Here is a 24,390-nt window from a genome sequence, read left to right as displayed (position 1 = left end):
ACTTTTCACTACCAGCCATGTCATCAGTAGACCGGTAAATGCAATTTTTCATTACCAACAGATATAAAAAAACCCGCCAGATGGCGGGTTTTTTGGTCGCTTAGGAAGCGGAAGGCTACATCATACCGCCCATGCCACCCATGCCACCCATACCACCCATGCCGCCCATATCTGGGGCGCCACCAGCAGCTGCTTCTTGAGGTACGTCAGTCACCATCGCTTCGGTGGTGATCATTAAGCCACCCACAGACGCTGCAAACTGCAGTGCTGAACGAGTTACCTTAGTTGGGTCAAGAATACCCATGTCGATCATGTCACCGTAAACGCCGGTTTGAGCGTTGTAGCCGTAGTTAGCTTCGCCACCACGTACGTTATTAGCTACCACAGAGGCTTCTTCACCCGCGTTAGTTACGATTTGACGCAGAGGAGCTTCCATCGCACGCAGAGCCAGCTTGATGCCGTGGTTCTGATCTTCGTTGTCGCCTTCCAGCTCGGCGATCTTCGCAGCAACACGCACCAGCGCAGTACCACCACCGGCAACCACGCCCTCTTCTACGGCTGCGCGAGTTGCGTGCAATGCATCTTCTACGCGCGCTTTCTTCTCTTTCATTTCAACTTCAGTCGCTGCGCCCACTTTGATCACAGCAACACCGCCAGCCAACTTGGCTACACGCTCTTGCAGTTTCTCACGATCGTAGTCTGAAGAGGCTTCTTCGATTTGCTGACGAATTTGACCAACACGGCCTTCAATCATCTCAGCGTCGCCTGCACCATCAATAATGGTTGAGTTATCCTTGTTGATAACCACACGCTTAGCTGTACCCAGATCTTCCAATGTCGCTTTTTCCAGATCCAAGCCAACTTCTTCAGAAATAACCGTACCACCAGTCAACACAGCGATATCTTGCAGCATCGCTTTACGACGGTCACCGAAGCCTGGAGCTTTAACAGCAGCCACTTTCACAATGCCGCGCATGTTGTTTACAACCAAGGTTGCCAACGCTTCGCCCTCAACGTCTTCAGCAATAATCAGCAGTGGCTTACCTGCTTTTGCCAGACCTTCCAGAACAGGAAGCAGTTCACGGATGTTGGAGATTTTCTTGTCAACTAACAGGATGAACGGGCTTTCCAGTTCAACATTGCCAGTTTCCTGGTTGTTGATGAAGTAAGGAGACAGGTAGCCACGGTCAAACTGCATACCTTCAACCACGTCCAGTTCATTTTCCAGACCCTGGCCATCTTCAACTGTGATAACGCCTTCTTTGCCGACTTTGTCCATCGCAGTAGCGATGATTTCGCCAACATGAGCGTCAGAGTTAGCAGAGATAGTACCTACCTGCGCAATCGCTTTGCTGTCAGCACAAGGTACAGAGAGTTCTTTCAGCTCAGCAACCGCAGCGATAACCGCTTTGTCGATGCCGCGCTTGAGATCCATAGGGTTCATGCCAGCAGCAACGGCTTTAACACCTTCGTTGACGATCGCTTGTGCCAATACTGTCGCAGTGGTGGTGCCATCACCGGCGTCATCAGAGGTCTTAGAAGAAACTTCTTTCACCATCTGTGCGCCCATGTTTTCGAACTTGTCTTCCAGCTCGATCTCTTTTGCCACAGAAACACCGTCTTTAGTTACGGTAGGTGCACCGAAGCTCTTATCCAGAACGACGTTACGACCTTTAGGGCCCAGAGTAACTTTTACTGCGTTAGCCAGTACGTTTACACCAGCCAGCATTTTTACGCGTGCGTCTTCACCAAATTTGACTTCTTTTGCAGCCATTTTTCTCTTTCCTCAAATTCTTTAGCGTTCTGATTACCTGAATACGCGTATTACTTACGCTTCAATCACTGCCAGTACGTTGTCTTCTTTCATGATCAGTAACTCCTGACCATCAACTTTGTGGGCTTTTTCGACGTAACCACCGAACAGAACTGTGTCACCAACGTTCACGGCAACGGCACGAGTGTCACCGTTATCAAGGGTGCGGCCAGCGCCTACTGCTACAACTTCACCTTTGCTGGACTTTTCAGCAGCACTGCCAGTCAGGACAATACCGCCTGCTGACGTAGATTCTTCTTCCAAACGTTTAACCACAACACGGTCTTGTAATGGACGGATAGTCATCTATTGATCTCCCGAGATTAACCTTTAGTTGATATAAGAAGCGCCACTTGAGGACGCTGGTGGATTTAAGATGGGGATGGGTAGAAAAAAACCAAGCGGGACAGGTGAAAAAAAATCAAAAAACCAACCTAACCCGCTGAAACAGATCTAATCTTTTCTTTCGAACTCGCCGTCAATCACATGACCACGGCGATCACTCGACTCTGTAGATGTCGAATTCAAAGGTTCATTGGCGCTGGCCGCCGATGAGTCAAACCCTGGTCGGCTATGGGCATAGTAAGCCCCGCCAGGCGCCGCGGCATTGACCACCTGAAACTGGAAGCGCTTGATCAATGCCAACGCAACCAACTTACGCAGTGGTGCCGTCAGGATAAGGATACCGACGATGTCGGTGACAAAGCCAGGCGTAACCAGAAGCACGCCGGCAACCAATAACAGCAGGCCTTCAACAATCTCGGTGCTGGGCATCTGGCCCTGAGCCATTTTTTGCCGCACCGACATCAGCGTAGCAACCCCCTGGCTGCGCACGAGTGAGGCGCCAATCATTGCTGAAAGGATCATCAGTGCAACCGTGGGCATCACACCCAACACGCTGCCCACTTGAATAATGACGCTAACTTCAAGGATAGGAATAAGAATAAACATCAAAAAAAGAACAAACGCCAAAATGCACCTCTCATGCTGTGGGGTTGGCTTAAATCTCTATATTTGGGCGTTATGCCCTTTTATCAATGCAGCAACCGGTTAAAAATGGGACAGGTTAAATGCAACAAGGTTCCCTTCCGTGCCATCAGCAGAAAAAAACGTCACCGAACAGCGAAAGCAAATCACCGCCAAACTGGTCTTATCTACGTGCCCGGACGTTGAACATGCGCAACGGATCGCGAGCTGTCTGGTAGCAGAACGCCTGGCTGCCTGTGTCAATCTTATTCCGCAAATGCAGTCTATTTATCGTTGGCAGGATAAGATCGAGCAAACCAATGAGGTACAGTTGCTTATTAAAAGTGACCACGGCACTCTGTCGGATCTCGAGGCACGGCTGACGGAGCTGCATCCCTACGACGTACCCGAATTTTTGGTGGTAACCATCGAAGATGGTAGCGCCAATTACCTGGCCTGGTTAGGCCAATGTTTACAGAGAGACACAAAATAATGTGGTTAAAAATGCGCTTTTTCTCGATGCTGTTCCTACTGCCGACATTGGTATCGGCCTCTGGGTTATCGGGTCTACTGCCCGCAGATGATCAATTTCTCCCCGTTGATGAGGCTTTCCAATTCAGCTATCAGCAAAACGGAAGCAGTGTTGAGCTAAATTGGCAGGTAGCCGATGAGTACTATCTGTACCGTGACAAGTTCAAATTTAAAGTTAACGGCGCAGAGATGGGCACCGCTGAACGCCCCGCCGGTATCCTCTACATGGATGAGTACTTCGGTGAGACTCAAGTCTATTATCATCAAGCCGTCATCACGGTCCCTGTCTCCAGTATCTCCGACAACGCTGAGCTCACGGTCACCTATCAGGGCTGTGCTGCTGCCGGCTTGTGTTATCCGCCAACTCGGAAAACCGTTTACCTGCAACCGCAACCGGACGAAGCTGCCGCAGCCCTAGCCACAGACACACCTGCGGCAGACGGCAACGCGACAACAGAGAGAGCATCCGGCGTGCCTATGGATCAAGGTGGGTTTAACGCGCTACTTAGCGAAGCCAGTGTAGGTTGGGCACTACTGCTGTTTTTTATCTTAGGCGTAGGGCTAGCTTTCACCCCTTGCGTTTTTCCTATGTACCCCATTCTTTCCGGCATTCTGGTCGGCCAAGGTGACAAATTAACCACTCGCCGCGCCTTCAGCTTGTCATTGGTGTATGTCCAGGGAATGGCGATCACTTATGCGGCACTGGGATTGGTGGTAGCAACCGCCGGTTTGAAATTTCAGGCTGCACTACAACACCCAGCGGTACTACTAAGTTTAGGCGGTCTGTTTGTCGTTTTGTCTCTTTCAATGTTTGGCGCGTTTAATTTCCAACTGCCCAGCCATTGGGTCAGCCGCATCAGCAATGTCAGCAACAGCCAAAAGAGTGGCAGCTATATCGGTGTGGGTATCATGGGTGTGCTCTCTGGTCTCGTCGCCTCACCATGCACTACGGCGCCCCTTTCCGGCGCGCTACTCTATGTTGCGCAGTCGGGTGATCTGGTGCTCGGCGGTCTGGCTCTCTACCTGTTAAGTGTCGGTATGGGGTTACCCTTACTGATCATCGGCACTAGCGGCGGCAAACTCCTACCGAAGGCAGGCGCCTGGATGGACAGCATTAAGATGTTGTTTGGTTTTGTCCTATTAGCTGCCGCACTGCTGTTGGTTGGCCGCCTGCTCCCCACCATAGTAGAGAGCTTGCTATGGGCACTGTTGATTACTGTCACCCTGCTGTTTCTTGCCTTTACTAAATACGGCGCGGAACGTGGCCACTTTACCGCCCGCATCACTGTCGCGGTATTGGCTTTGACTGTTGGGGGTTGGACCGCCATCAATGGCCTGAAGCAGCAACCAGCAACCATCACCGGCCAGTTTATTAACGTGGCGAATGTCAGCGAATTACAACAACAGGTTGACGCTGCGGCAGCAGCAGGTAAGCCGGTGATGCTGGATCTTTATGCTGATTGGTGTGTGGCATGCAAAGAGTTTGAACAGAAAACGTTTCCAGCGGAACACGTGGTTCAGCGTCTAGATCAGTTTGTTTTGCTTAAGGCCGATGTGACCGACAACAGTGGCGAAGCCATTGCATTACTGGAGTCCCTTGGCGTACTCGGACTGCCAACCTTGGTATTCTATGACCCCAGTGCCGCCGAGTTGGCAACACTGCGGGTTACCGGATTCCAAGGGCCGGATCGTTTTGCCGAACACCTGGACAGGGTCTTGGCCGAATAAGGGATCGTTGCAACCATGACAGCTGCATGCTCATTTTCCTGGATGGCAACACGGCGAGTGATCTCCGTCGCCCTACTCACGTTGGTGGGGGTATTGGGGTGCGCCAGCGTTCCCTTATCCACCATGGTCAAAATGAGCCAGTTTGGCCCAGAAGAGTTTGTCGAACTTAAGCCCGAAGATATTCGGGCAAAGGTGACGGTTGAGGAGGCAGTTGGGTTAAAGCCAGAACAGACCATACTCGAAGTCACGCTCGCCAGCCCCAACGGGCAACTAATGAAAACCTTCAACTTTGAACTGATCTCGGAAACTCCGCGCACCGAAGAGCGCTGGCTGCGCGCACCGCTGCACTGGATCGACTACGAAATGAAACTCACCGATGAAGGTGAGTCTGCATTTAAATCGTTTCAGCAGTTTGCCGCCAATGACCCTGAGCTAAATTCATTTGCCATCAGTGTTGGAGCAAAAGTCAAAAACCCACCGCCAGAGGGTGAGATCATGGTGATGTCTATTGCGCTCAAGCTTTATCAACAAGAAGCCTATATGCCGTTATTTGAAAAAGCCGAGATAAAAATGGGGAAAACAGAGATCTAACTCGCCTGAACAAATCTCGCTGCACAGTGTCAAACAAAAGCGGCAGACTCCGCCACTTCATCTATGCTTGGAGCAGTATTTAACTGTTCAGATAAGCCAAGTTAGAGTAAAACCTCTAATCAACATCAAAACTTTGCACTGATTCGACCAGAAAAATGCTGCGATTTTCTGCGAAAACAATATAATTCGAAAAAAGCGGGAACTTTTCACCGTTCCGACAGCTCAAAAAGCTAAATTTTGCTCAGATTTGACGTGCAATAGCCCATAAACACGAATTAGAAGAAAAAGCCTGCAAGATGGAAGCAAAACTCAACATTTTATTGCTGAATGGCCCAAACCTAAATCTACTTGGTTTACGCGAGCCTGAGATCTATGGCCATCAAACACTGACCGATGTGGTTCAGGCACTTGATGCCCAAGCCGCTTCTTATGGTGTGCAGCTTTCCCATCTTCAAAGCAACGCTGAGCATGAGCTAATTGAAGCGATCCATAAGGCGCGGGGAAAGATGGACTTCATCTTGATTAACCCTGCCGCTTTCACTCACACCAGTGTGGCAATACGCGATGCACTGCTGGGGGTGGCTATTCCATTTATAGAAATACACCTGTCCAATGTCCATGCCCGCGAATCGTTCCGCCACCACTCCTACTTGTCTGATGTAGCAGAAGGCGTCATTTGCGGTTTGGGCATTCAAGGTTATGAGTTTGCACTGCAGGCGGCATGTCGCCGACTGTGCCCCAACGACTAGAACAACGTACTAACGCAGAGAGAAATCGATGGATATTCGCAAAATTAAAAAACTGATCGAGTTAGTCGAAGAATCAGGTATCAATGAACTGGAGATCACCGAAGGTGAAGAATCCGTGCGCATCAGCTGTGGTGGCACAGTGATGCAGGCACCGGTCCAGTATCAAGCCGCCCCAGCGGCCGCGCCAGCTGCAGCACCATCCGCAGCACCTGCGGCAGCAGCGGCTCCTGTAGCTGACGAACCGGCGGGTCATTTGGTTCGCTCACCTATGGTCGGTACCTTCTACCGCGCATCATCGCCTGAAGCTAAGCCATTTTCCGAAGTCGGCCAGCATGTAAATGCTGGAGACGTCCTCTGCATCGTCGAAGCGATGAAGATGATGAACCAGATCGAAGCAGACACGTCCGGTGTTATTAAAGCGATCCTGGTCAACAACGGCGACGCTGTTGAGTTCGACGAACCCATGTTTGTTATCGAATAACCACAGAGAATTGTCATGCTGGATAAAGTCGTCATCGCCAATCGCGGCGAAATCGCGCTTCGTATCCTCCGAGCTTGTAAAGAGCTGGGGATCAAGACAGTCGCAGTGCACTCCACTGCTGACCGCGAACTAAAACATGTACTGCTGGCCGACGAGTCGATCTGTATCGGTAATGCGCCAGCCCAAGAAAGCTACCTCAACGTACCGTCCATCATCAGTGCGGCAGAAGTTAGCGACGCAGTGGCTATCCACCCTGGTTACGGCTTTTTGGCTGAGAACGCTGAATTTGCCGAACAGGTAGAGAATAGTGGTTTCATCTTTATTGGGCCAACGGCCGAAACCATCCGCCTGATGGGTGACAAAGTCTCAGCCATTGAGGCGATGAAGAAAGCGGGTGTCCCCTGTGTTCCCGGTTCTGATGGGCCTCTGGGCGACGATGAGGCGAAGAATATCTCTATCGCCAAACGTATCGGCTACCCTGTGATCATCAAAGCCTCCGGTGGTGGTGGTGGTCGTGGTATGCGTGTTGTACGAGAAGAGAAAGAGCTGATCCAATCGATCGCCATGACTCGCGCCGAAGCTAAAGCTGCCTTTAACAACGATATTGTCTACATGGAGAAGTTCCTCGAGAACCCTCGCCATATCGAAGTTCAGGTCATGGCTGACGGTCAGGGCAGTGCGATCCACTTTGGTGAGCGCGATTGTTCTATGCAACGTCGCCACCAAAAAGTGGTTGAAGAAGCACCTGCGCCAGGCGTAACTGAAGAGATGCGCCGCTTTATCGGTGAGCGCTGCTGCCGTGCCTGTGTAGAGATTAACTACCGTGGTGCTGGCACCTTCGAATTCCTATTTGAGAACGGCGAGTTCTATTTCATCGAAATGAACACCCGTATTCAGGTAGAGCACCCTGTGACAGAGATGGTCACCGGTGTGGATCTGATTAAAGAGCAACTGCGCGTGGCTGCAGGCCAACCGCTCTCTTTCACTCAGGAAGAGATTAAGATCCGTGGTCATGCCATTGAATGCCGGATTAACGCAGAAGATCCTAAGTCGTTTATTCCGTCGCCAGGTAAGATCAAGCGCTTTCATGCTCCGGGTGGTTTAGGGGTGCGTTGGGATTCCCATATCTATACAGATTATTCAGTGCCGCCGAACTATGACTCTATGGTAGGTAAGCTGATCTGTTACGGCGAAAGCCGCGATGTCGCCATCGCTCGCATGAAGCACGCGCTGAATGAGATCGTAGTCGAAGGGATCAAGACCAACATCAACCTGCACAAAGAGATCATGGCCGACGAGAACTTCCAGTTTGGTGGTGCGAATATCCACTATTTGGAAAAGAAACTCGGTTTGCAGTAATCACCACTGCTATGCTCTTAAAGGCTGCCTCGGCAGCCTTTTTTATTAGCAAAATCAGATCCCCCTTGCGCTTGGTCAACACCGGCGTATAGATTTAAGTCGCGCTAATCAACCATTCAGAGACCGACATGAAGCCCGCCAATCTATTATTCATCAGCTTGCTATCTATACTCTTGTGTCGCTTTGCGATCGCCGAAGAAGCCACCGAACAAAACACCACGAAGGCGCTCCCCGAACCGGTGCGGGTGGAGAAAAAGCTGTCAGGAAAATTCAATGATAAAAAGATCGAGTACCGCGTTATCGCCGCTGATACTCATCTGGTCGATGATGACAGCAAGCCAATGGCCAGTATCTTTAGCACGGCCTATATCGCTACCGGCAAGAAAAAGAGTGAGCAACGACCGCTGATATTCTTTTTCAATGGCGGCCCTGGCAGCGCGTCAGTTTGGCTGCACCTGGGGGGCTTTGGACCAAAACGTGTCGTTGTCCCCTCCAATGGTGAAAATGCAGGCGCACCGCCTTATCCCCTGATCGACAACCCGTTAGCGATGCTGGACATTGCCGACCTGGTGTTCGTTGACCCCGTTGGCACGGGTTACTCCCGAGCAATAGGGGAGTATCAAGGCACCGATTTCTGGGGCGTGAAAAAAGACGCTGAAGTGCTGTCTCGCTTCGTTCGTCACTTTATCAGTGAACACAAACGCTGGAACTCACCACGTTACCTGGCAGGCGAAAGCTATGGCACGACGCGTATCGGGGCGCTGGTACGAGAACTACAAGAGGGCTGGAACGCAGTCAATCTGAACGGCATTCTGCTGATCTCTGCGATTGTCGATTACCAAACCGGTGACTTTTTTCCCGGTAATGAGCAACCGTTTATGAGCTTCCTGCCGACTTATGCAGCCACCGCTTGGTATCACAATGCACTGCCTAACAAACCCGAACAGTTGGCACCATTCATTGAAGAAGTGAAGGCGTTTGTTCTCAATGAATACTCTGTTGCCCTGCTCAAAGGCAGTCGGCTGACCACAGAAGAACGTGCAGTGATCATTGAAAAGCTGCATCAATACACTGGACTCTCCAAGCAGTATCTCGCCGCAACCGATCTGCGTATTCATGAGATGCGTTTTATGAAAGAGCTGCTTCGTGAACAAGGAAAAGTCGTAGGCCGTCTGGACTCCCGTTATTTAGGTACTGATGCCGATAGCGCAGGGGAAACGTTCGAAGCCGATCCGTCGGGTTATGGTATCGCCGCAGCTTATACCGCAGCGATAAATGACTATCTGGGACGCCAGATCGGAGTTGAGCGTAAAGAGATCTACCAGATCCTGAGCAGCGAAGTTTACAGACATTGGGATTGGTCCATGGGCGGCTCGCCCCGAGAAGAAAACGTCATCAATGTCGCTCCTTTGATTGCTAAAGGGATGCGCCAAAATCGTGATCTCAGGATCTTTGTCGCCAATGGCTACTACGATATGGCAACGCCCTTTTTCGCTACCGAACAATCCTTTGCCCATTACGGCATCGATCCAAAGCGTGTCACCATGACCTATTATCCGGCCGGACATATGATGTATGTCCACGAACCCAGCCTAAAACAGCTTACTGATGATGTCCGTAGGTTTATCGAAACTCCCTAGTTAGCGCACAAATCCAGCAGCAGCTTGGCACTATCGGTGCAAAGCTGCTTGTACCTTAACTAGATATCGTTCTACCCTTGCCCTATAAAAAACAACATCATACTGGCACTTTTCAGCCAATTCGATCAGCAATAAGGCATGCAAGTCGATGACAGAGAACAAAACACAGACAGAGACGTCCTCTAATGAAGAGCCTCAAGCCGCCGTCGATGAGTCTCTCACCTCTGATGCAGAGCAAACGGCAGCGATCGATGAGCAAGCGAAAGCATTAAAAGTGAAAAAAATTACACAAGGCGTCTTAATTGCCTGTGTATTACTGTTTGTCTGGTATCTGATCGCCGATCGCGTTACCCCCAACACCGATCAAGCACGACTACGCGCTTACGTGGTCCCCGTGGTTGCAGAAGTCGCCGGCACAGTGATAGAGATAGGTGTCGACAATAACGAAATCGTTAAACAAGACAGCCTGTTGTTTCGTATTGATCCGGAGAAATACCAACTCGCAGTCGTTCAGGCAGAAGCCGACTTAGAGATGGCAGGCCAAGCGATTGGCGCGGATCTGGAAGCGGTCAGTGCTGCGCAAGCCAATGTGTTAGACGCCCAAGCCCACCTGACCAATAAAGAAGCACAAGCCAAACGAACGCTTACCCTGACCAAGAAAGGGATCATGGCGCAATCATTTGGTGACCAAGCCGTTGCTTCAGTGGCCAAAGCAAAAGCTTCGCTGGCAAAGGCGCAGGCCGATCTGCGTGCTTCGAAACAGAAGTTAGGTAGTGAAGGAGAAAACAACCCGCGCATCCGTAACGCCATTGCCGCTCTGCGAAAAGCTCGTCTTGATCTGCAAAATACCGTAGTCACGGCTCCTCATTTAGGAGTAGCGACCAACGTGCAGATCAGCGTGGGACATTACGCCCAGACAGGTGCGCCACTGATGACTTTTATCTCGGCTGAAGATGTTTGGATCGAAGCCTATATGCGTGAGAACAACCTCGAAAACATTAAGGCCGGTGATGATGTTGAGATGGTACTTGATGCTGCACCAGGCCGCGTTTTTAAAGGCAAGGTCGCCAGCGTCGGCTTCGGTATTAACTGGGATAAGAACAACCAGCTTGGGCAACTACAAACCATTAATACCGCCAGTGGCTGGTTACGGGAAGCGCAGCGCATGCCGGTTATCATTCAGTTCACTGACGACGACAGCACTGGCTTACGCCGAGTCGGCGGACAAGTGGATGTGATTGTTTATACTGGCGACGGTTGGATTATGAATAGCATAGGTAAGCTGTGGATACGCTTCATCAGTCTGCTCAGTTATGCCTACTAACAGACGCTGACGCTTAAAGGCTGATCTCAATGACCCCGACCATCACGGATCCACAACAGCGACGGATGCTCAGGTTTGCCATCGGCACTACTTTAGCGATGGTATTTGCCTGCATCTCAGGCCTGCCGGTCGGCTACCTGATCCCAGTACTCACGGTATCACTGTTAGGCAACACCCAACCCAATCCCGGGTTTAAAGGCGGCGGCAAGCTAATAATACTCATCGCTGGCAGTGCGTTGCTCGGGTTGCTGTTTTCCGCCGCGACCCTGCGCTATCCCATTGTCTGCATGCTGTTAGTGATCCTGTTTCTATTTCGCATTTTTAAAGGAGCAGCCAAAGGTACGCCAGCGATCGTCAGCGTGATGTTGTTACTTGCCTTCACCATGATACCGGTTGTTTCGTTAACCCATCAGGCGCTTTCTTTAACCGTTGCTGGGGGCCTAGCCACCGCCGGTTTGTTTGCAGTGCTCTTCCTATGGTTTAGCCATTGGCTAATCCCAGATCTGGATGTCACCACTGGCGTACCAGATAAGCAACAGGCAACGACCGTCAGTGACAGTGATGCGATCCACTCGGCGTGGATAAGCACAGTAGTGGTCACCCCTGCCGTGGTCAGCTTTTTCTATTTTGGCCTCACCGAAGACCTAATCACTCTGGTGTTTATCTGTTTATTGGCACTGACCCCGGATCTACAAAAAAGCAGTAAGGGCGCCACCGCCCTGCTTTTAGCCAATATCGCTGGAGGCTTAGTTGCATTGGTTCTGTTCCGCCTGCTTGTCGCGGTGCCTGAACTGAGTGCATTGCTGTTACTGATCCTACTCACCGCCCTACTATTTAGTCAGCGGATCTTTTCTGATCGACCGGTGGCACCGCTGTACGCTTCGGCCTTTTCCACCGTGCTGCTGCTGATTGGTTCAACCACCGGCAATTTTGGTGGTGACGCCGATGCCAAATTCTACGCCCGCATTATTGGTATTGGTTTGGCTGCCGCCTATGTGATCTTTGCTTTTATCGTGGTGGCAATCTACAGCCGTCGCAGTCGCGCCACGGTCATCGCTGGCGGAACAAGCGCCAGCAATTAAAACACCCACCGATGGGGGCGTTACATAAAGCACCCACCGGTGACTTAACATCGACGCGGCGATATGTCAGAGTCTATTCATCTCCTTTCGCAAGCAACCATCACTGACTATGGCTATTGAAGTTTTCGATCGTATCTATCAACGTGCCGCCGAGCGTAAAGGCGGTGAACGCGCCTTGGAGTTTCTCCTTAGCACGCCATTAAACGCTAATGAGCTGTGCCAGATCCCTGATCATCGCTATCTGTCGACGATGACCAAAGTGATCTTTCAAAGTGGTTTTGTTTGGCGGGTGATCGAGAACAAATGGCCAGCATTTGAAGAGGCTTTCTTTGGCTTTGAACCAGAAAAAATGGTGATGCTAGGTGATGCTCATATCGACCGCTTGCTGCAAGACGCCCGCATTGTGCGAAATGGCCAAAAAATAGCGACTGTGCCGAAAAATGCCCAGATGATCCTCGATGTCAGCAAACAACATGGCAGTTTTGCTCAATTCATTGCTGATTGGCCCGGAACAGATATCACCGGTTTATGGCTCTGGCTGAAAAAGCATGGTGCCCGACTTGGCGGCAACAGTAGCGCCTACCTATTGCGGCGCATGGGCAAAGACACCTTTGTATTGAGTAAAGATGTGGTCGCCCATCTGATTGGCGCAGGCGTGGTTGATAAGGCCCCCTCTAGTCAACGAGACTTAAAAGCCACGCAGACGGCATTTAATCATTGGGCTGAGCAATCTGGACGCTCTCTGACCGAAATAAGCCAGGTCATTGCCTACAGTGTTGGCGATAACCGAGTACAGGCTGAGTAACCTCACGGCCACCGCTAAGTCGATTAAGTAGGGAGTGGTAACTCACACTCACAGACAGCCACGCCGTTTAGGTCAGCATAAATATATTCACCCGGGTGAACCTCGACCCCGGCGATCTCGATTACGATTTCGACATCTCCTTGGCCACGTTTCGCGGTTTTAATCGGGCAAGTGGCCAATGCCTTTACACCAAAAGGCATCTGATTAATCGTACCGACATCGCGCATGGCGCCATTGATGATCACCCCACCCCAGCCATTATCTATCGCTTTCTGCACCAGGTTATCGCCTAACAGCGAGCGGGCATTGGAGCCGCCGCCATCCACCAGCAACACGCGCCCGTTTCCTGGCAGAGCCAACTGCTCGGCAACACGGCTATTGTCTTCAAAACAACAAACTGTCTGTAGCGGCCCGAAAATAATCGGATGCAGGCCAAAACTACGCCAAGGCAAATTGAGTAAGCGCAACGCTTGCGGGTGTTCATCAAACAGATCAGGTAGCAGGTCTAACATCCTCTCTCCTATGCCATCATTCATCGCGAAATTTAGATTAGAGTTATTACTCAATCTGGTAGATATTCTAACAATTAGCAAGTCATCGAATATTTTTCACTCTAATCAGAGCCACCAGCAATAGCGTTGGTACTGTTATATAACGCCCCTGCCAGCTACAATCCGCCCATTCAAGATAATTCCAGGAGATGCCATGCCTTGGCTCCAGCTTCGCCTAAATGCCACCGCCGATACCGCAGAAAAAGTCGGTGACTTAATGTCTGCTTGCGGTGCCTTGTCTGTGACATTTTTGGATTCGAAAGACAATCCGGTGTTTGAACCTATGCCAGGAGAAACCCGCTTATGGGGAGAAACTGACGTGATGGGTTTATGGGATGCGGAAGCGGACATGGACATTGTGGTCAGCTATCTACAGATGCATGGCGGATTAACCAAAGGCCAACGCTATAAGCTAGAACCGCTGGAAGACAAGGACTGGGAGCGGGAGTGGATGGATAACTTTCATCCGATGCAGTTTGGCGAACGTCTGTGGATATGCCCAAGCTGGCGCGACGCGCCTGCGGCCGATGCTGTTAATGTGATCCTGGATCCTGGCCTGGCATTTGGTACTGGCACCCATCCAACCACTGCGCTTTGCCTGCAGTGGTTAGATAGTTTGGATTTAACCGATAAGACGGTGATCGATTTCGGTTGTGGCTCAGGTATTCTTGCTGTGGCGGCGCTTAAACTAGGTGCAAAAAGCGCCATCGGCATCGATATTGACCCACAGGCGATCCTTGCCAGTCGTGACAACGCCGAACGCAATGGCGTCAGCGACAAGCTCAGCCTCTATCTGCCCGATGAGCAACCTGCGGACTTAAAAGCTGACGTAGTGGTCGCCAATATTCTTGCCGGCCCACTCCGGGAGCTCGCACCTTTAATTTGCCGATTACCCCTGCCGGGCGGTCACCTTGCGCTCTCTGGCGTACTAGAATCTCAGGCGGAAGAGGTCGCATCAGCCTATCAATCACACATAAATCTCGATCCTATTTGTCAAAAAGAGGAGTGGGCGAGAATTAGTGGGATCGCGAAATAATTGCTTACAAACATGCTCTTTTACTTATGTATCAACAAGTTAACTAGAAAGCAAAAATATAAATAAATCGCTTGCTTTTGCGTCTGGTCAATAGCTGTTCGAAAGGTTAAAAACTGACCTTTCTTACGGCGAAAAAAAAAAGTAAACTACGCCGCTCTCAACAGATGGGTGGTGAAACTTTGAGCATTCAGATTGGCCCTTACCGTCTCGACAATCCGCTGATTGTCGCGCCGATGGCTGGGATAACCGATCGTCCTTACCGTCAACTTTGCCGCCGTATGGGGGCAGGTTTAGCAGTATCGGAGATGCTTTCAAGTAATCCCAAAGTCTGGGGTACAGAAAAATCGCAGAAACGCATGGACCATTCAGGTGAGTCCGGTATCCGCTCGGTGCAAATTGCCGGCGCAGATCCAGATCTGATGGCCGAAGCTGCGCAATTTAATGTCGCCAATGGCGCCCAAATTATTGATATCAATATGGGGTGTCCAGCCAAAAAGGTGAACAAAAAATTAGCCGGCTCAGCATTACTGCAGTATCCGGAACTGGTAGAAAAAATCATCAAAGCCGTGGTAAACGCGGTCGATGTACCAGTCACGCTAAAGACCCGCACCGGATGGGCACCTGAGTACAAAAACGGCGTCGAGATTGCCCGCCTGGCTGAACGTAATGGGATCCAGGCAATTGCTATACATGGTCGTACGCGAGCATGTATGTATAAGGGGAATGCGGAGTACGACACCATTGCTGCGATTAAGCAGTCAGTGTCTATTCCTGTTATTGCCAATGGCGATATCGATAGCCCGCAAAAAGCACAGCAGGTTTTAACCGACACCGGCGCGGATGCGCTGATGATTGGTCGAGCCGCTCAAGGACGACCGTGGCTGTTTAAGCAGATTGCTCACTATCTTCACTGTAATGAGCTACTGCCTGATCCGCCGGCACAGGAAATACGCGAAATCGTGTTAGCGCATATTGATGCGTTACACATATTTTATGGAGATGTGATGGGTCCACGGATCGCCCGCAAGCATGTGGGTTGGTATCTGGCGGAGCTTGATCAAACCAGAGAATTTCGAAGCAAATTTAACGCTTTGATATCAGCTAAGGATCAGCTGCAGGCGTTAGATGCATTCTTTGCATTAGAAAATTAATCACAATTTATTAAGCGAGCTAAGGCGTATGTTTGAGACTAATCTGAAAAATGAAGTAATGGGTACTGTTAATCAAATGCCAAACACTTCTTCCAATGCGCAACCTCTCCGCGAATCCGTTAAAAAAGCGATGCGCAACTATCTGACACAGTTAAACGGTCAGGACATCAATGACCTGTACGAGCTGTTCCTGTCGGAAGTAGAAGCGCCGTTGCTTGAAGAAGTGATGACCTACACCCGTGGTAATCAGACTCGTGCCTCAAACCTGTTGGGCGTCAACCGCGGTACGCTGCGTAAGAAGCTCAAAAAGTACGGTATGAACTAAAATAGTTTGCTACAGGGTCCAATCGGGCCCTGTTGTCTATCTGGAGCCCATGCTCCAACACGGGAAGCCTTTTCGCCTCCCCCTATCAAATGAGTTGAGGAATGTTACTCGATGGAAGCTGCTAGACCGATCCGCCGTGCGCTTATCAGCGTTTCAGACAAGACCGGTATCGTAGAATTCGCCCGTGCGCTGGCCGAAAAGGGTGTAGAAATCCTGTCTACTGGTGGTACTGCTCGCCTGCTTGCCGAACAAGGCATCGATGTCATTGAAGTCTCTGATTACACCGGGTTCCCTGAGATGATGGATGGCCGGGTAAAAACCCTACATCCAAAGGTCCACGGTGGCATCTTGGGTCGTCGTGATCAAGATGATGCAGTGATGAATAGCCATGGCATCAACCCAATCGATATGGTTGTCGTTAACCTGTATCCATTTGCAGCCACAGTCGCTAATCCTGACTGCAGCCTCGCCGACGCAGTCGAGAACATCGATATCGGTGGTCCAACTATGGTGCGCTCTGCAGCAAAGAACCATAAAGATGTCGCTATCGTAGTCAACGCATCAGATTACAACCGCGTACTTGGCGAAATGGATAGCAATGAGGGTTCATTGGCCCTGGCGACCCGTTTCGATCTTGCTATCGCCGCTTTCGAACATACTGCAGCCTACGATGGCATGATCGCTAACTATTTCGGCACCAAAGTTCCTAGCTATGGTGACACCGACGAGAACAGCGAAAATAGCCAGTTTCCACGTACTTTCAACAGTCAGTTCATCAAAAAGCAGGATATGCGCTACGGCGAGAACAGCCACCAAGCCGCTGCTTTTTATGTTGAAAAGGATCTCCAGGAAGCCTCTGTTGCATCAGCGAAGCAGATCCAAGGTAAAGCCCTCAGCTACAACAATATTGCCGATACCGACGCCGCGCTGGAATGCGTGAAAGAGTTCGAGCAACCAGCCTGTGTCATCGTCAAGCATGCGAATCCGTGTGGCGTGGCGTTAGCCGAGACGCAACTGGAAGCTTACGAACGCGCTTTCAAAACGGATCCAACATCAGCATTTGGCGGTATCATCGCTTTCAACCGTGAACTCGATGCCGACACCGCTGAAGCGATTGTCAGCCGTCAGTTTGTGGAAGTGATTATTGCGCCAACCGTCAGCCCTGCGGCGGCACAAATCGTCGCTGCGAAGAAGAATGTTCGCTTGCTCGAGTGTGGCCAGTGGGATAAAACGACCACCGAATATGACTTTAAACGAGTCAACGGCGGCTTACTGGTACAAGATCGCGATCAAGGCATGGTGACGCTGGACGATTTAACCGTGGTAACCAAGCGTAAGCCAACCGACAAAGAGCTGCAGGATCTGCTGTTCTGCTGGAAAGTGGCTAAATTTGTTAAATCAAATGCCATTGTTTACGCCAAAGACAGCATGACGATCGGTGTTGGCGCGGGTCAAATGAGCCGTGTATATAGTGCCAAAATCGCTGGCATTAAAGCGGAAGATGAAGGTCTCGAAGTCGCCGGTTCAGTGATGGCTTCAGATGCTTTCTTCCCATTCCGTGATGGCATTGATGCCGCAGCGAAAGCGGGCATTAGCTGTGTTATCCAGCCTGGCGGCTCTATCCGCGATGATGAGGTGATTGCAGCGGCGGACGAACATGGCATGACCATGGTGTTCACCAACATGCGTCATTTCCGTCACTAAAATAGTTGGCGTCCTAATGTTGGACGCTAAATGAAAGAGACGCGGGTTAGCACAAGCTAACCCTACAAAACCGCAGCAGCATTGCCGCGGTTTTTGCACATATAATCCGACCGATTAGCCCCATATTGAGGGAGATAAGAATGAACGTATTGGTAATTGGCAGCGGTGGCCGTGAACACGCCTTAGCATGGAAAGCGGCGCAATCTTCCGACGTCAGTAAAGTCTTCGTCGCGCCAGGCAACGCAGGCACAGCTTTAGAACCAAAGCTAGAGAATGTCGCCATTGGCGTCAGTGATCAGCCAGCATTAATCAAATTCGCTCAAGAGAATGATGTCGCACTCACTATCGTTGGCCCAGAAGTGCCTTTGGTTGAAGGTGTAGTCGACGCATTTCAAGCGGCAAACCTCAAAGCTTTCGGTCCAAGCCAAGGCGCAGCCCAGCTGGAAGGCTCTAAAGCCTTCACCAAGGACTTCCTTGCCCGTCACAGCATTCCAACAGCCGAATACGCAAACTTCACCGAGATCGAGCCAGCACTGAGCTATCTGCGGGAAAAAGGCGCGCCTATCGTCGTTAAGGCTGATGGCTTAGCCGCTGGCAAAGGTGTGATTGTTGCCATGACGCTGGCAGAAGCTGAAGAGGCGGTACGCGACATGCTTGCCGGTAATGCCTTTGGCGATGCCGGCCACCGCGTGGTCATTGAAGAGTTCCTTGATGGTGAAGAAGCGTCGTTCATCGTCATGGTAGACGGTAAGAATGTGCTACCGATGGCGACAAGTCAGGATCACAAGCGCGTCGGCAATGGCGACACCGGTCCCAACACCGGTGGAATGGGCGCTTATTCACCAGCTCCAGTAGTCACCCCTGAGATCCACGACCGCGTGATGAACGAAGTGATCATGCCGACAGTGAACGGCATGGCAGCGGAAGGGAATACCTATGTCGGCTTCCTCTACGCCGGTTTAATGATCGCTGCCGACGGCACACCGAAAGTAATTGAATACAATTGCCGTTTCGGCGATCCAGAAACTCAACCCATCATGCTACGTATGCAATCTGATCTGGTGACACTGTGCCTAGCAGCGATTGCTGGAGAGTTGGATCAGCATGAAGCCAAATACGACAACCGTGCCGCTGTCGGCGTTGTATTAGCCGCAGGTGGTTATCCTGGTGACTATGCCAAAGGTATTAAGATCCACGGTTTAAACAGCAACGAAGTCGCCGGTGAGAAGATCTTCCATGCAGGTACGGCTGAAAAAGATGGCGCTGTTGTTACTGCTGGTGGTCGCGTCCTATGTGCCACGGCCCTCGGCAATACCGTAACCGAGGCGCAACAGCGTGCTTACGCGCTTGCTAAGCAGATCAGCTGGGATGGTATGTTTTACCGCACAGATATTGCCTACCGCGCAATTGAACGGGAACAACAGAGCTAAACACGCGCTGTTTGACGTATAAAAAAGGCCAGCTATTGCTGGCCTTTCTCATATCAGTCAGTTATTCCTGTCTATTCTAAAGCCGTTAAACTACCTGTTGGTCAATAAAATTAAGGGCGAACTCACTTAACGGTTTTGGATGGCCAATATTAAATCCCTGAACAAAGTCGATCCCCAGATCACAGGCACTTTGATAGACAGCGTCATTTTCAACATATTCAGCCACCGTCTGCATTCCTAAAACGTTACAAACCTGATGTATCGATTGTACTAATGCCAGATCTTTCGGATCTTCATGCATGGTGCGTACAAAACCGCCATCTATCTTCACAAAGTCCACCGGCAGAGATTTCAGATAGCCATATGATGAGAAGCCGCTACCAAAATCATCCAAGGCAAAACGAAACCCCTGGTTACGCAAGCGCTTAAGTAACTCGATCATTTTCTGCTGGTTACGTATCGCTGCACGTTCAGTAATTTCAAAGCAGATACTGCTATTAGGGATACGGTAACGATGGCATAAACTGGCTAAATAGGGCTCAAACTTATCACTGCCTAGCGTTTCTGTAGACAAGTTGATACTGACCCGGCTATGACTCCAACACTCTGGATGACGGGCAAGCCATTGATAAACATGCTCCAACACCCAGTGGTCGAGCTTTTCACATAGATGGTAACGCTCAGCCGCGGGGAGAAAGCTATCCGGTAATAACAGCTCTCCATTAGCTTCTCGCATGCGTACCAATACTTCAATCCGCTTCATACCCTCTGTCGTCGGCGCCAGCGGCATGATCTCCTGATAGAAAAGTTCGAGCTTATCGGCGTCAATCGCATCATTGATCTTGATAGCCCAACGAGGGGCTTGCTGATGATCGGTCACCTCTTGATTATCAGCATCATAGAAACAGATATTATTACTTCCAGGTAACTTAGCCCCACGACAAGCAGCGTCAGCTTCCTGCAGCACCGCTTTTAATTGAGTCTGTTCTGGGCGCAAAAAGCTCACTCCGATACTGGCGCCAACGGAGTAAGCACTGGCCCCCCAGTACACACTCACCGACTCAATCTCCTCACTGATCTTAACCATCACTTTGCGCACTGCATCAATATCGATATCTCGCAATACCAAAGCAAACTCATCGCCACCCATTCTGGCCAACAGATCCGTCTCACGAATGCAGCGACGAATAGCATCAGAGATCTCACGCAGTAAACGATCACCGACACCATGGCCGCAGTTATCATTCACTAACTTGAAATTATCCAAGTCAATGTAACAAACGGCATGCTCGCCTGATGTTAACTCTGGACTTAACAGACTGATCATCTGTTCAAAGCGCCCACGGGTATATAAGCCAGTGACAGGATCATGACTCGACTGATGCTGTAGCTTCTCTTTTAATAGCTCAGCACTGCTGATATCTCGAAGCACCAGCACGGCGCCGGTGATCTCATCGGCAGCCCCCAGAAGAGGGGAAACCGTTTGCTCAATACTAACCGACCGACCAGCAATCTGCAGGCGACGCATACTACGCTGAGTGGTTGCGCTAGGCATATCAGCAAACATCGCAATCTGTGGTGCTAGTGACATGCCATCGACGCTTTGTAAGACCTTGTCGATTGGCAAGCCAACCCCTTGCTCCTGCGTCAGCTGCAGCAGCTTCTCGGCAACCGGACTCAAATAAGTAATGCTGCCACGGCTATCAGTACTGATCACAGCTTCACCAATAGATGCCAGCGTGGTTCTGGCACGCACTTTTTCCTTAAAGAGGGAATCCATCAAGCGATTAAACTTTTCGCCTAATATTTTAATTTCACGACTTTTACCGACGATAATTGGCTGACACTCTTCGGCATCCGCGTCTATCGCGTTCACCTGCCGCGTCAAAGACGCCACTGGCGCCGCCACGTATTGACGGATAAACAGGTAAAGTGCAGCCAAAAGTGCCAACAAGCTACAAATAGTGATCACTAAGTAGCGTTCGATCCCTTCCGCACCAAACAGAAACAGGGAGCGATCCATCGAAATAGATAGTTCAAATTGCGTATCATGATCGAGACCATAAAGGGTTCGAGTGACCCACAGCGAACTTTGTGTCCGATCTAGCTGGGTATCATCATGGCTCTGAAGCTTTTGTGGCCCTTGATGTGGCTGCAAGTTAACGCTGTAGCCCATGGCCTGCGAAATCCGAAACAGTAGCTGGGCATCCACCCGCTCTGCAAACACCAAATAGCCAGTCGTTGTACCATTAATATTGGCGTCATCTAACGGTCGAATCGCTCGGATCGTTAACATCATCGGCGCATGATCGAACTGTACCATTCCAGTGATCGTCTTACGTTCCAGTTCCGATGCCTGCTGTTGGATCCTATGTTGGATTTTCTGCTTTATATTGGCAGGCACAGTGGCATTAACAAGGTCACTATCTGTGTCGATGAAACGCTCAAATAAAACAGAGACATCAGCATCAAAAAACATCACCAGATGCGAGCGGTTAAACACCAACAGGTCATCAGGAAAGTAACCGGTTTCAAACGCCTTAGAAGGGGTGACAACATACTTCACCAGATCCGGCTCTTGCGACCATTCAAAGCCCCATGTTTCTAAGCGCTGCAGGTAAAACTCAAATTGATTGTATGTTTGTCTGAGATGATTTTCCGCGACCATATGCTCAATACGCTGCAAGGTATCGAGTAGCAGCCCGCGAGAAGCTATCCAGAGGAAAAGCAGGGCTGGCAAACAGATCATGGCCAATAATGTGAAGAGTCGCCGCGTCAAAGACATGAGTAAAGAAACACCAATGAGTGACTGTGTCTAAATTCAGGCGACAGTGTACCCTATATTTTTACAATCGGTTAACAAAGCGTCATTATTTTTTCTTTCGCGCCATTATTTTGTCACTCAACCCAATGCAGTAGATCCCTGATCACTGACCAACGGGGCTTTTTATCTACTGCTCCGCCACCCAAAATCCAAAAGTCATATTGCGATTGGATATCGCCATTAGCCCGTTTCACAGTTATCCAACTATTAAGCATATTCAACAAATCCGTGTTGCGTTTAGCGACCACATAACCAGTGGCAAACTGATTACCCTGTTGAGTGGGTAAAACCACGCCATAACGAGGATGCAAAATACTCCAAGCGTAGCCAGATTCTGCACTGATCAAAAGCGCATCATAGGCTTCTGGTTCCTGAAAGAACTCATCATAAGAGGTTAACGCCACGGTATCGATCTGCGGTAAGCGTTTTTGGAGCAGATCCAACTCACGAATATGCTCCACCGTCGCCAAGGTAAACCCTTCATGCTCACGGAGCTTGGCCATTGAATCGAACTCCCGCAGGCGGTAGTCCATCGCCATGAGCGACAAGTTCAATTCTAAAACTGGCTTAGTAAAACTCATGTGCTGAATATCATAGACATCAAGCTTGATACCCGACATTGCGACATCGAAATAGCCTTTGTTCAGTGGTATTCGCAAGTTATCTCGGACAAAAGGAATAAACTCAACTTTGACTCCCAGATCTCGCGCCAACTGGTGAGCCAAAGAGATATCAAAACCAACTAACTGACCATCACGATTAAAAAATGAAAACGGCACATTAGTCGGACTGTAACCCACCCGCAGCACACCGCGCTTCTTAATCACCTCTATATTCGTCAAGGCATATTCGCCGCCGGTATATGACTTGGGGATCTGCGCATACACATGCTCCGGCACCTTATCCGGCACCCGCATGGTAGACAGTTGCTCACCGATCTTATTGTCATCACCAAGAAAAATGCCGTTAACAAACCGGCTGCCATACAGAATAATAAAACTCACGCCAATACCGAATAGGGCGAACCGCACTATTCTTCCCAAGCTGATTTTCACCTGATCCTGGATCACGGCCACTGACAACAGCACAAATATTAACAACTGCATCGCAGCAACCAGTGAGTTGAACTTACCCGTCAGAACATTGGAAATAATAAACAGCTCAAACATATCTGCTGGCAAGCGAAAGCTATCCAGCATGAAAGGGATGGCGACGTTGACACTACCAAACAAACTAAAAACACCACTGACGCTAAACAGCGGCATATCGGTTATTTCAATGCTCTTGCCATTAAACCAACCAGCAAACAATACAAACATCAGTACGGTCAGCTTGCCTACGTTTGGAAAACTGTAAGCGATGGGCATCAACACTTCGAGCATGTAATCCGTGTCTTCTTTGCGCATACGATTCTTACGAAACAGGCGCTTTGCTCCCTCAACCAATACAGGCAGCAAGACGAATACATTACCCGTAGTAAACGCCGTCACTAGGGCATCTCGGCTAACAGCCAACACCTCCCCAGTTTTAAAGGGGCTGATCGCCGCTAACATGCGCGGAAACACCCAGAATGTCAGTACCAGTGACAATACCAGGTAACTCACCAGATAGACCTGCAACGAGCCGAACTGTTCCAGGGTTAATGTGCCCGCTGCGCTGGCTGTTAGCGCAAAAACACTCACCGGCAAAGTTTTAACTAATGCCCCATTAAGCTTCGACAACGCTTCAGCTAAGGTACCTAAGGATTCGAGCAACGATGTTTTGTGCTTCAAACTAATCAGTGTCACCCCCAGCGAAATCGAGAATAGAACCACTGCGGGGATAGCACCGTTGGCCATCGACTGAAACGGGTTTGAAGGGATATAGATGGAGAGGAAATCCACTTCAGCTTGCGGAGTCACCAAAGAACGACTGAAAAACGATGCCGATTCCAACGCAGGAAAAGCAAACTGGGTCAGCAATATAACGATCATACCGACCAACCATATGGCTAGCATCACTAAAGAAGCCCGCGAGAACATCTGCTTGGCATGTTCTTTGGTTAAACGACCGATACCGCCGATCAGTGAGACGACGATATATGGCAAGATCGTCATCTGCATCAACATGATCACAGCATTACCGATCCAGCTCATCCAACCGACCATCTCACCAAAGAAGATGCCCGTGAGGAAACCAAAGAACAGTGCCCATAAGATCACGGTTGAAAGAGAGAAACGAAAGTGAGAAAAACTCATTCAGATAGATTCACGGGTTAATTCATTACCATTGCACAGGGTATTGTGCTTTTCGCGCTTTGC

21 protein-coding genes are annotated in these 24,390 nt (G+C 50.0%); 15 read left to right on the top strand and 6 right to left on the bottom strand.

Annotation, left to right across the window (positions count from 1 at the left end):
- Window positions 1-115 precede the first annotated feature (115 nt).
- From groL to EXY25_RS06630, 3 genes are all read right to left on the bottom strand, one after another.
- Window positions 116-1,774, bottom strand: a complete 1,659-nt coding sequence (gene groL, locus EXY25_RS06640; RefSeq protein WP_114339884.1) for a chaperonin GroEL — start codon at window positions 1,772-1,774, stop codon at window positions 116-118.
- A gap of 54 nt (window positions 1,775-1,828) precedes the next feature.
- A complete protein-coding gene (locus EXY25_RS06635) occupies window positions 1,829-2,119 on the bottom strand; it encodes a co-chaperone GroES (RefSeq protein WP_114339883.1) in 291 nt (96 codons plus the stop codon).
- A 147-nt stretch (window positions 2,120-2,266) separates the two neighbouring features.
- Window positions 2,267-2,785, bottom strand: a complete 519-nt coding sequence (locus EXY25_RS06630) for an FxsA family protein (RefSeq protein WP_130566182.1) — start codon at window positions 2,783-2,785, stop codon at window positions 2,267-2,269.
- A gap of 118 nt (window positions 2,786-2,903) precedes the next feature.
- Between EXY25_RS06630 and cutA the strand changes: the two genes are divergently transcribed.
- The 10 genes from cutA to EXY25_RS06580 all read left to right on the top strand — a co-directional run bounded on the left by cutA (window position 2,904) and on the right by EXY25_RS06580 (window position 13,069).
- A complete protein-coding gene (cutA, locus tag EXY25_RS06625) occupies window positions 2,904-3,272 on the top strand; it encodes a divalent-cation tolerance protein CutA (RefSeq protein WP_246019516.1) in 369 nt (122 codons plus the stop codon).
- On the top strand, window positions 3,272-5,038 hold the full coding sequence (locus EXY25_RS06620) for a protein-disulfide reductase DsbD (protein ID WP_130566181.1): 1,767 nt from the start codon (window positions 3,272-3,274) through the stop codon (window positions 5,036-5,038). Before cutA ends, EXY25_RS06620 begins: the two co-directional genes overlap by 1 nt.
- A 15-nt stretch (window positions 5,039-5,053) precedes the next feature.
- The gene (locus EXY25_RS06615; protein WP_130566180.1) at window positions 5,054-5,629 is read left to right on the top strand and encodes a hypothetical protein; all 576 of its coding nucleotides are present in this window, start codon (window positions 5,054-5,056) and stop codon (window positions 5,627-5,629) included.
- A gap of 296 nt (window positions 5,630-5,925) precedes the next feature.
- Entirely contained in the window at window positions 5,926-6,378 is a 453-nt protein-coding gene (gene aroQ / locus EXY25_RS06610; protein WP_114339879.1) for a type II 3-dehydroquinate dehydratase, read from the top strand.
- 28 nt (window positions 6,379-6,406) lie between these two features.
- The gene (gene accB, locus EXY25_RS06605) at window positions 6,407-6,859 is read left to right on the top strand and encodes an acetyl-CoA carboxylase biotin carboxyl carrier protein (protein WP_130566179.1); all 453 of its coding nucleotides are present in this window, start codon (window positions 6,407-6,409) and stop codon (window positions 6,857-6,859) included.
- A gap of 15 nt (window positions 6,860-6,874) precedes the next feature.
- A complete protein-coding gene (gene accC / locus EXY25_RS06600; protein WP_114339877.1) occupies window positions 6,875-8,218 on the top strand; it encodes an acetyl-CoA carboxylase biotin carboxylase subunit in 1,344 nt (447 codons plus the stop codon).
- A gap of 128 nt (window positions 8,219-8,346) precedes the next feature.
- Window positions 8,347-9,858, top strand: coding sequence for a S10 family peptidase (locus tag EXY25_RS06595; RefSeq protein WP_114339876.1), 1,512 nt, complete (start codon window positions 8,347-8,349; stop codon window positions 9,856-9,858).
- A 148-nt stretch (window positions 9,859-10,006) separates the two neighbouring features.
- A complete protein-coding gene (locus EXY25_RS06590) occupies window positions 10,007-11,182 on the top strand; it encodes an HlyD family secretion protein (RefSeq protein ID WP_130566178.1) in 1,176 nt (391 codons plus the stop codon).
- A 29-nt stretch (window positions 11,183-11,211) separates the two neighbouring features.
- The gene (locus tag EXY25_RS06585) at window positions 11,212-12,264 is read left to right on the top strand and encodes a DUF2955 domain-containing protein (RefSeq protein ID WP_130566177.1); all 1,053 of its coding nucleotides are present in this window, start codon (window positions 11,212-11,214) and stop codon (window positions 12,262-12,264) included.
- A gap of 109 nt (window positions 12,265-12,373) precedes the next feature.
- Window positions 12,374-13,069, top strand: a complete 696-nt coding sequence (locus EXY25_RS06580; protein ID WP_114339873.1) for a DNA-3-methyladenine glycosylase I — start codon at window positions 12,374-12,376, stop codon at window positions 13,067-13,069.
- Window positions 13,070-13,092: 23 nt separating this feature from the next.
- Here the strand turns inward: EXY25_RS06580 and EXY25_RS06575 are convergent, their stop codons facing one another.
- Window positions 13,093-13,581 (bottom strand): putative 4-hydroxy-4-methyl-2-oxoglutarate aldolase, encoded by a 489-nt coding sequence (locus EXY25_RS06575; RefSeq protein ID WP_130566176.1) that lies wholly within the window; start codon window positions 13,579-13,581, stop codon window positions 13,093-13,095.
- Window positions 13,582-13,774: 193 nt separating this feature from the next.
- Between EXY25_RS06575 and prmA the strand changes: the two genes are divergently transcribed.
- The 5 genes from prmA (at window position 13,775) to purD (ending at window position 19,266) form a co-directional block, all read left to right on the top strand.
- On the top strand, window positions 13,775-14,656 hold the full coding sequence (gene prmA / locus EXY25_RS06570) for a 50S ribosomal protein L11 methyltransferase (protein WP_130566175.1): 882 nt from the start codon (window positions 13,775-13,777) through the stop codon (window positions 14,654-14,656).
- Window positions 14,657-14,841: 185 nt separating this feature from the next.
- The gene (dusB, locus tag EXY25_RS06565) at window positions 14,842-15,807 is read left to right on the top strand and encodes a tRNA dihydrouridine synthase DusB (protein WP_170308595.1); all 966 of its coding nucleotides are present in this window, start codon (window positions 14,842-14,844) and stop codon (window positions 15,805-15,807) included.
- A 28-nt stretch (window positions 15,808-15,835) separates the two neighbouring features.
- Window positions 15,836-16,132, top strand: coding sequence for a DNA-binding transcriptional regulator Fis (gene fis / locus EXY25_RS06560; protein ID WP_114339869.1), 297 nt, complete (start codon window positions 15,836-15,838; stop codon window positions 16,130-16,132).
- A 111-nt stretch (window positions 16,133-16,243) separates the two neighbouring features.
- Entirely contained in the window at window positions 16,244-17,836 is a 1,593-nt protein-coding gene (purH, locus tag EXY25_RS06555) for a bifunctional phosphoribosylaminoimidazolecarboxamide formyltransferase/IMP cyclohydrolase (RefSeq protein ID WP_114339868.1), read from the top strand.
- 140 nt (window positions 17,837-17,976) lie between these two features.
- Complete coding sequence (gene purD, locus EXY25_RS06550) at window positions 17,977-19,266, top strand: phosphoribosylamine--glycine ligase (RefSeq protein ID WP_130566173.1); 1,290 nt, start codon at window positions 17,977-17,979, stop codon at window positions 19,264-19,266.
- 85 nt (window positions 19,267-19,351) lie between these two features.
- On the opposite strand, the gene EXY25_RS06545 is transcribed toward purD, so the two are convergent.
- Together EXY25_RS06545 and EXY25_RS06540 are read right to left on the bottom strand one after the other, a co-directional pair.
- A complete protein-coding gene (locus tag EXY25_RS06545; protein WP_130566172.1) occupies window positions 19,352-22,051 on the bottom strand; it encodes an EAL domain-containing protein in 2,700 nt (899 codons plus the stop codon).
- A 113-nt stretch (window positions 22,052-22,164) separates the two neighbouring features.
- Window positions 22,165-24,327, bottom strand: coding sequence for a cation:dicarboxylate symporter family transporter (locus EXY25_RS06540; protein ID WP_114339865.1), 2,163 nt, complete (start codon window positions 24,325-24,327; stop codon window positions 22,165-22,167).
- Window positions 24,328-24,390: the final 63 nt, after the last annotated feature.

This window comes from Corallincola spongiicola (assembly GCF_004284785.1).
Classification (GTDB): domain Bacteria; phylum Pseudomonadota; class Gammaproteobacteria; order Enterobacterales; family Neiellaceae; genus Corallincola; species Corallincola holothuriorum.
Note: the sequence above shows the minus strand (reverse complement) of the source record. Positions and strands in the feature narration are given on the sequence as shown.

Bases quoted from the DNA above. Each gene is read 5' to 3' on its own strand.
- groL (WP_114339884.1), bottom strand. From the start codon at position 1,774: ATGGCTGCAAAAGAAGTCAAATTTGGTGAAGACGCACGCGTAAAAATG.
- EXY25_RS06635 (WP_114339883.1), bottom strand. From the start codon at position 2,119: ATGACTATCCGTCCATTACAAGACCGTGTTGTGGTTAAACGTTTGGAA.
- EXY25_RS06620 (WP_130566181.1), top strand. From the start codon at position 3,272: ATGTGGTTAAAAATGCGCTTTTTCTCGATGCTGTTCCTACTGCCGACA.
- EXY25_RS06615 (WP_130566180.1), top strand. From the start codon at position 5,054: ATGACAGCTGCATGCTCATTTTCCTGGATGGCAACACGGCGAGTGATC.
- aroQ (WP_114339879.1), top strand. From the start codon at position 5,926: ATGGAAGCAAAACTCAACATTTTATTGCTGAATGGCCCAAACCTAAAT.
- accB (WP_130566179.1), top strand. From the start codon at position 6,407: ATGGATATTCGCAAAATTAAAAAACTGATCGAGTTAGTCGAAGAATCA.
- accC (WP_114339877.1), top strand. From the start codon at position 6,875: ATGCTGGATAAAGTCGTCATCGCCAATCGCGGCGAAATCGCGCTTCGT.
- EXY25_RS06595 (WP_114339876.1), top strand. From the start codon at position 8,347: ATGAAGCCCGCCAATCTATTATTCATCAGCTTGCTATCTATACTCTTG.
- EXY25_RS06590 (WP_130566178.1), top strand. From the start codon at position 10,007: ATGACAGAGAACAAAACACAGACAGAGACGTCCTCTAATGAAGAGCCT.
- EXY25_RS06585 (WP_130566177.1), top strand. From the start codon at position 11,212: ATGACCCCGACCATCACGGATCCACAACAGCGACGGATGCTCAGGTTT.
- EXY25_RS06580 (WP_114339873.1), top strand. From the start codon at position 12,374: ATGGCTATTGAAGTTTTCGATCGTATCTATCAACGTGCCGCCGAGCGT.
- EXY25_RS06575 (WP_130566176.1), bottom strand. From the start codon at position 13,581: ATGTTAGACCTGCTACCTGATCTGTTTGATGAACACCCGCAAGCGTTG.
- prmA (WP_130566175.1), top strand. From the start codon at position 13,775: ATGCCTTGGCTCCAGCTTCGCCTAAATGCCACCGCCGATACCGCAGAA.
- fis (WP_114339869.1), top strand. From the start codon at position 15,836: ATGTTTGAGACTAATCTGAAAAATGAAGTAATGGGTACTGTTAATCAA.
- purH (WP_114339868.1), top strand. From the start codon at position 16,244: ATGGAAGCTGCTAGACCGATCCGCCGTGCGCTTATCAGCGTTTCAGAC.
- purD (WP_130566173.1), top strand. From the start codon at position 17,977: ATGAACGTATTGGTAATTGGCAGCGGTGGCCGTGAACACGCCTTAGCA.
- EXY25_RS06545 (WP_130566172.1), bottom strand. From the start codon at position 22,051: ATGTCTTTGACGCGGCGACTCTTCACATTATTGGCCATGATCTGTTTG.
- EXY25_RS06540 (WP_114339865.1), bottom strand. From the start codon at position 24,327: ATGAGTTTTTCTCACTTTCGTTTCTCTCTTTCAACCGTGATCTTATGG.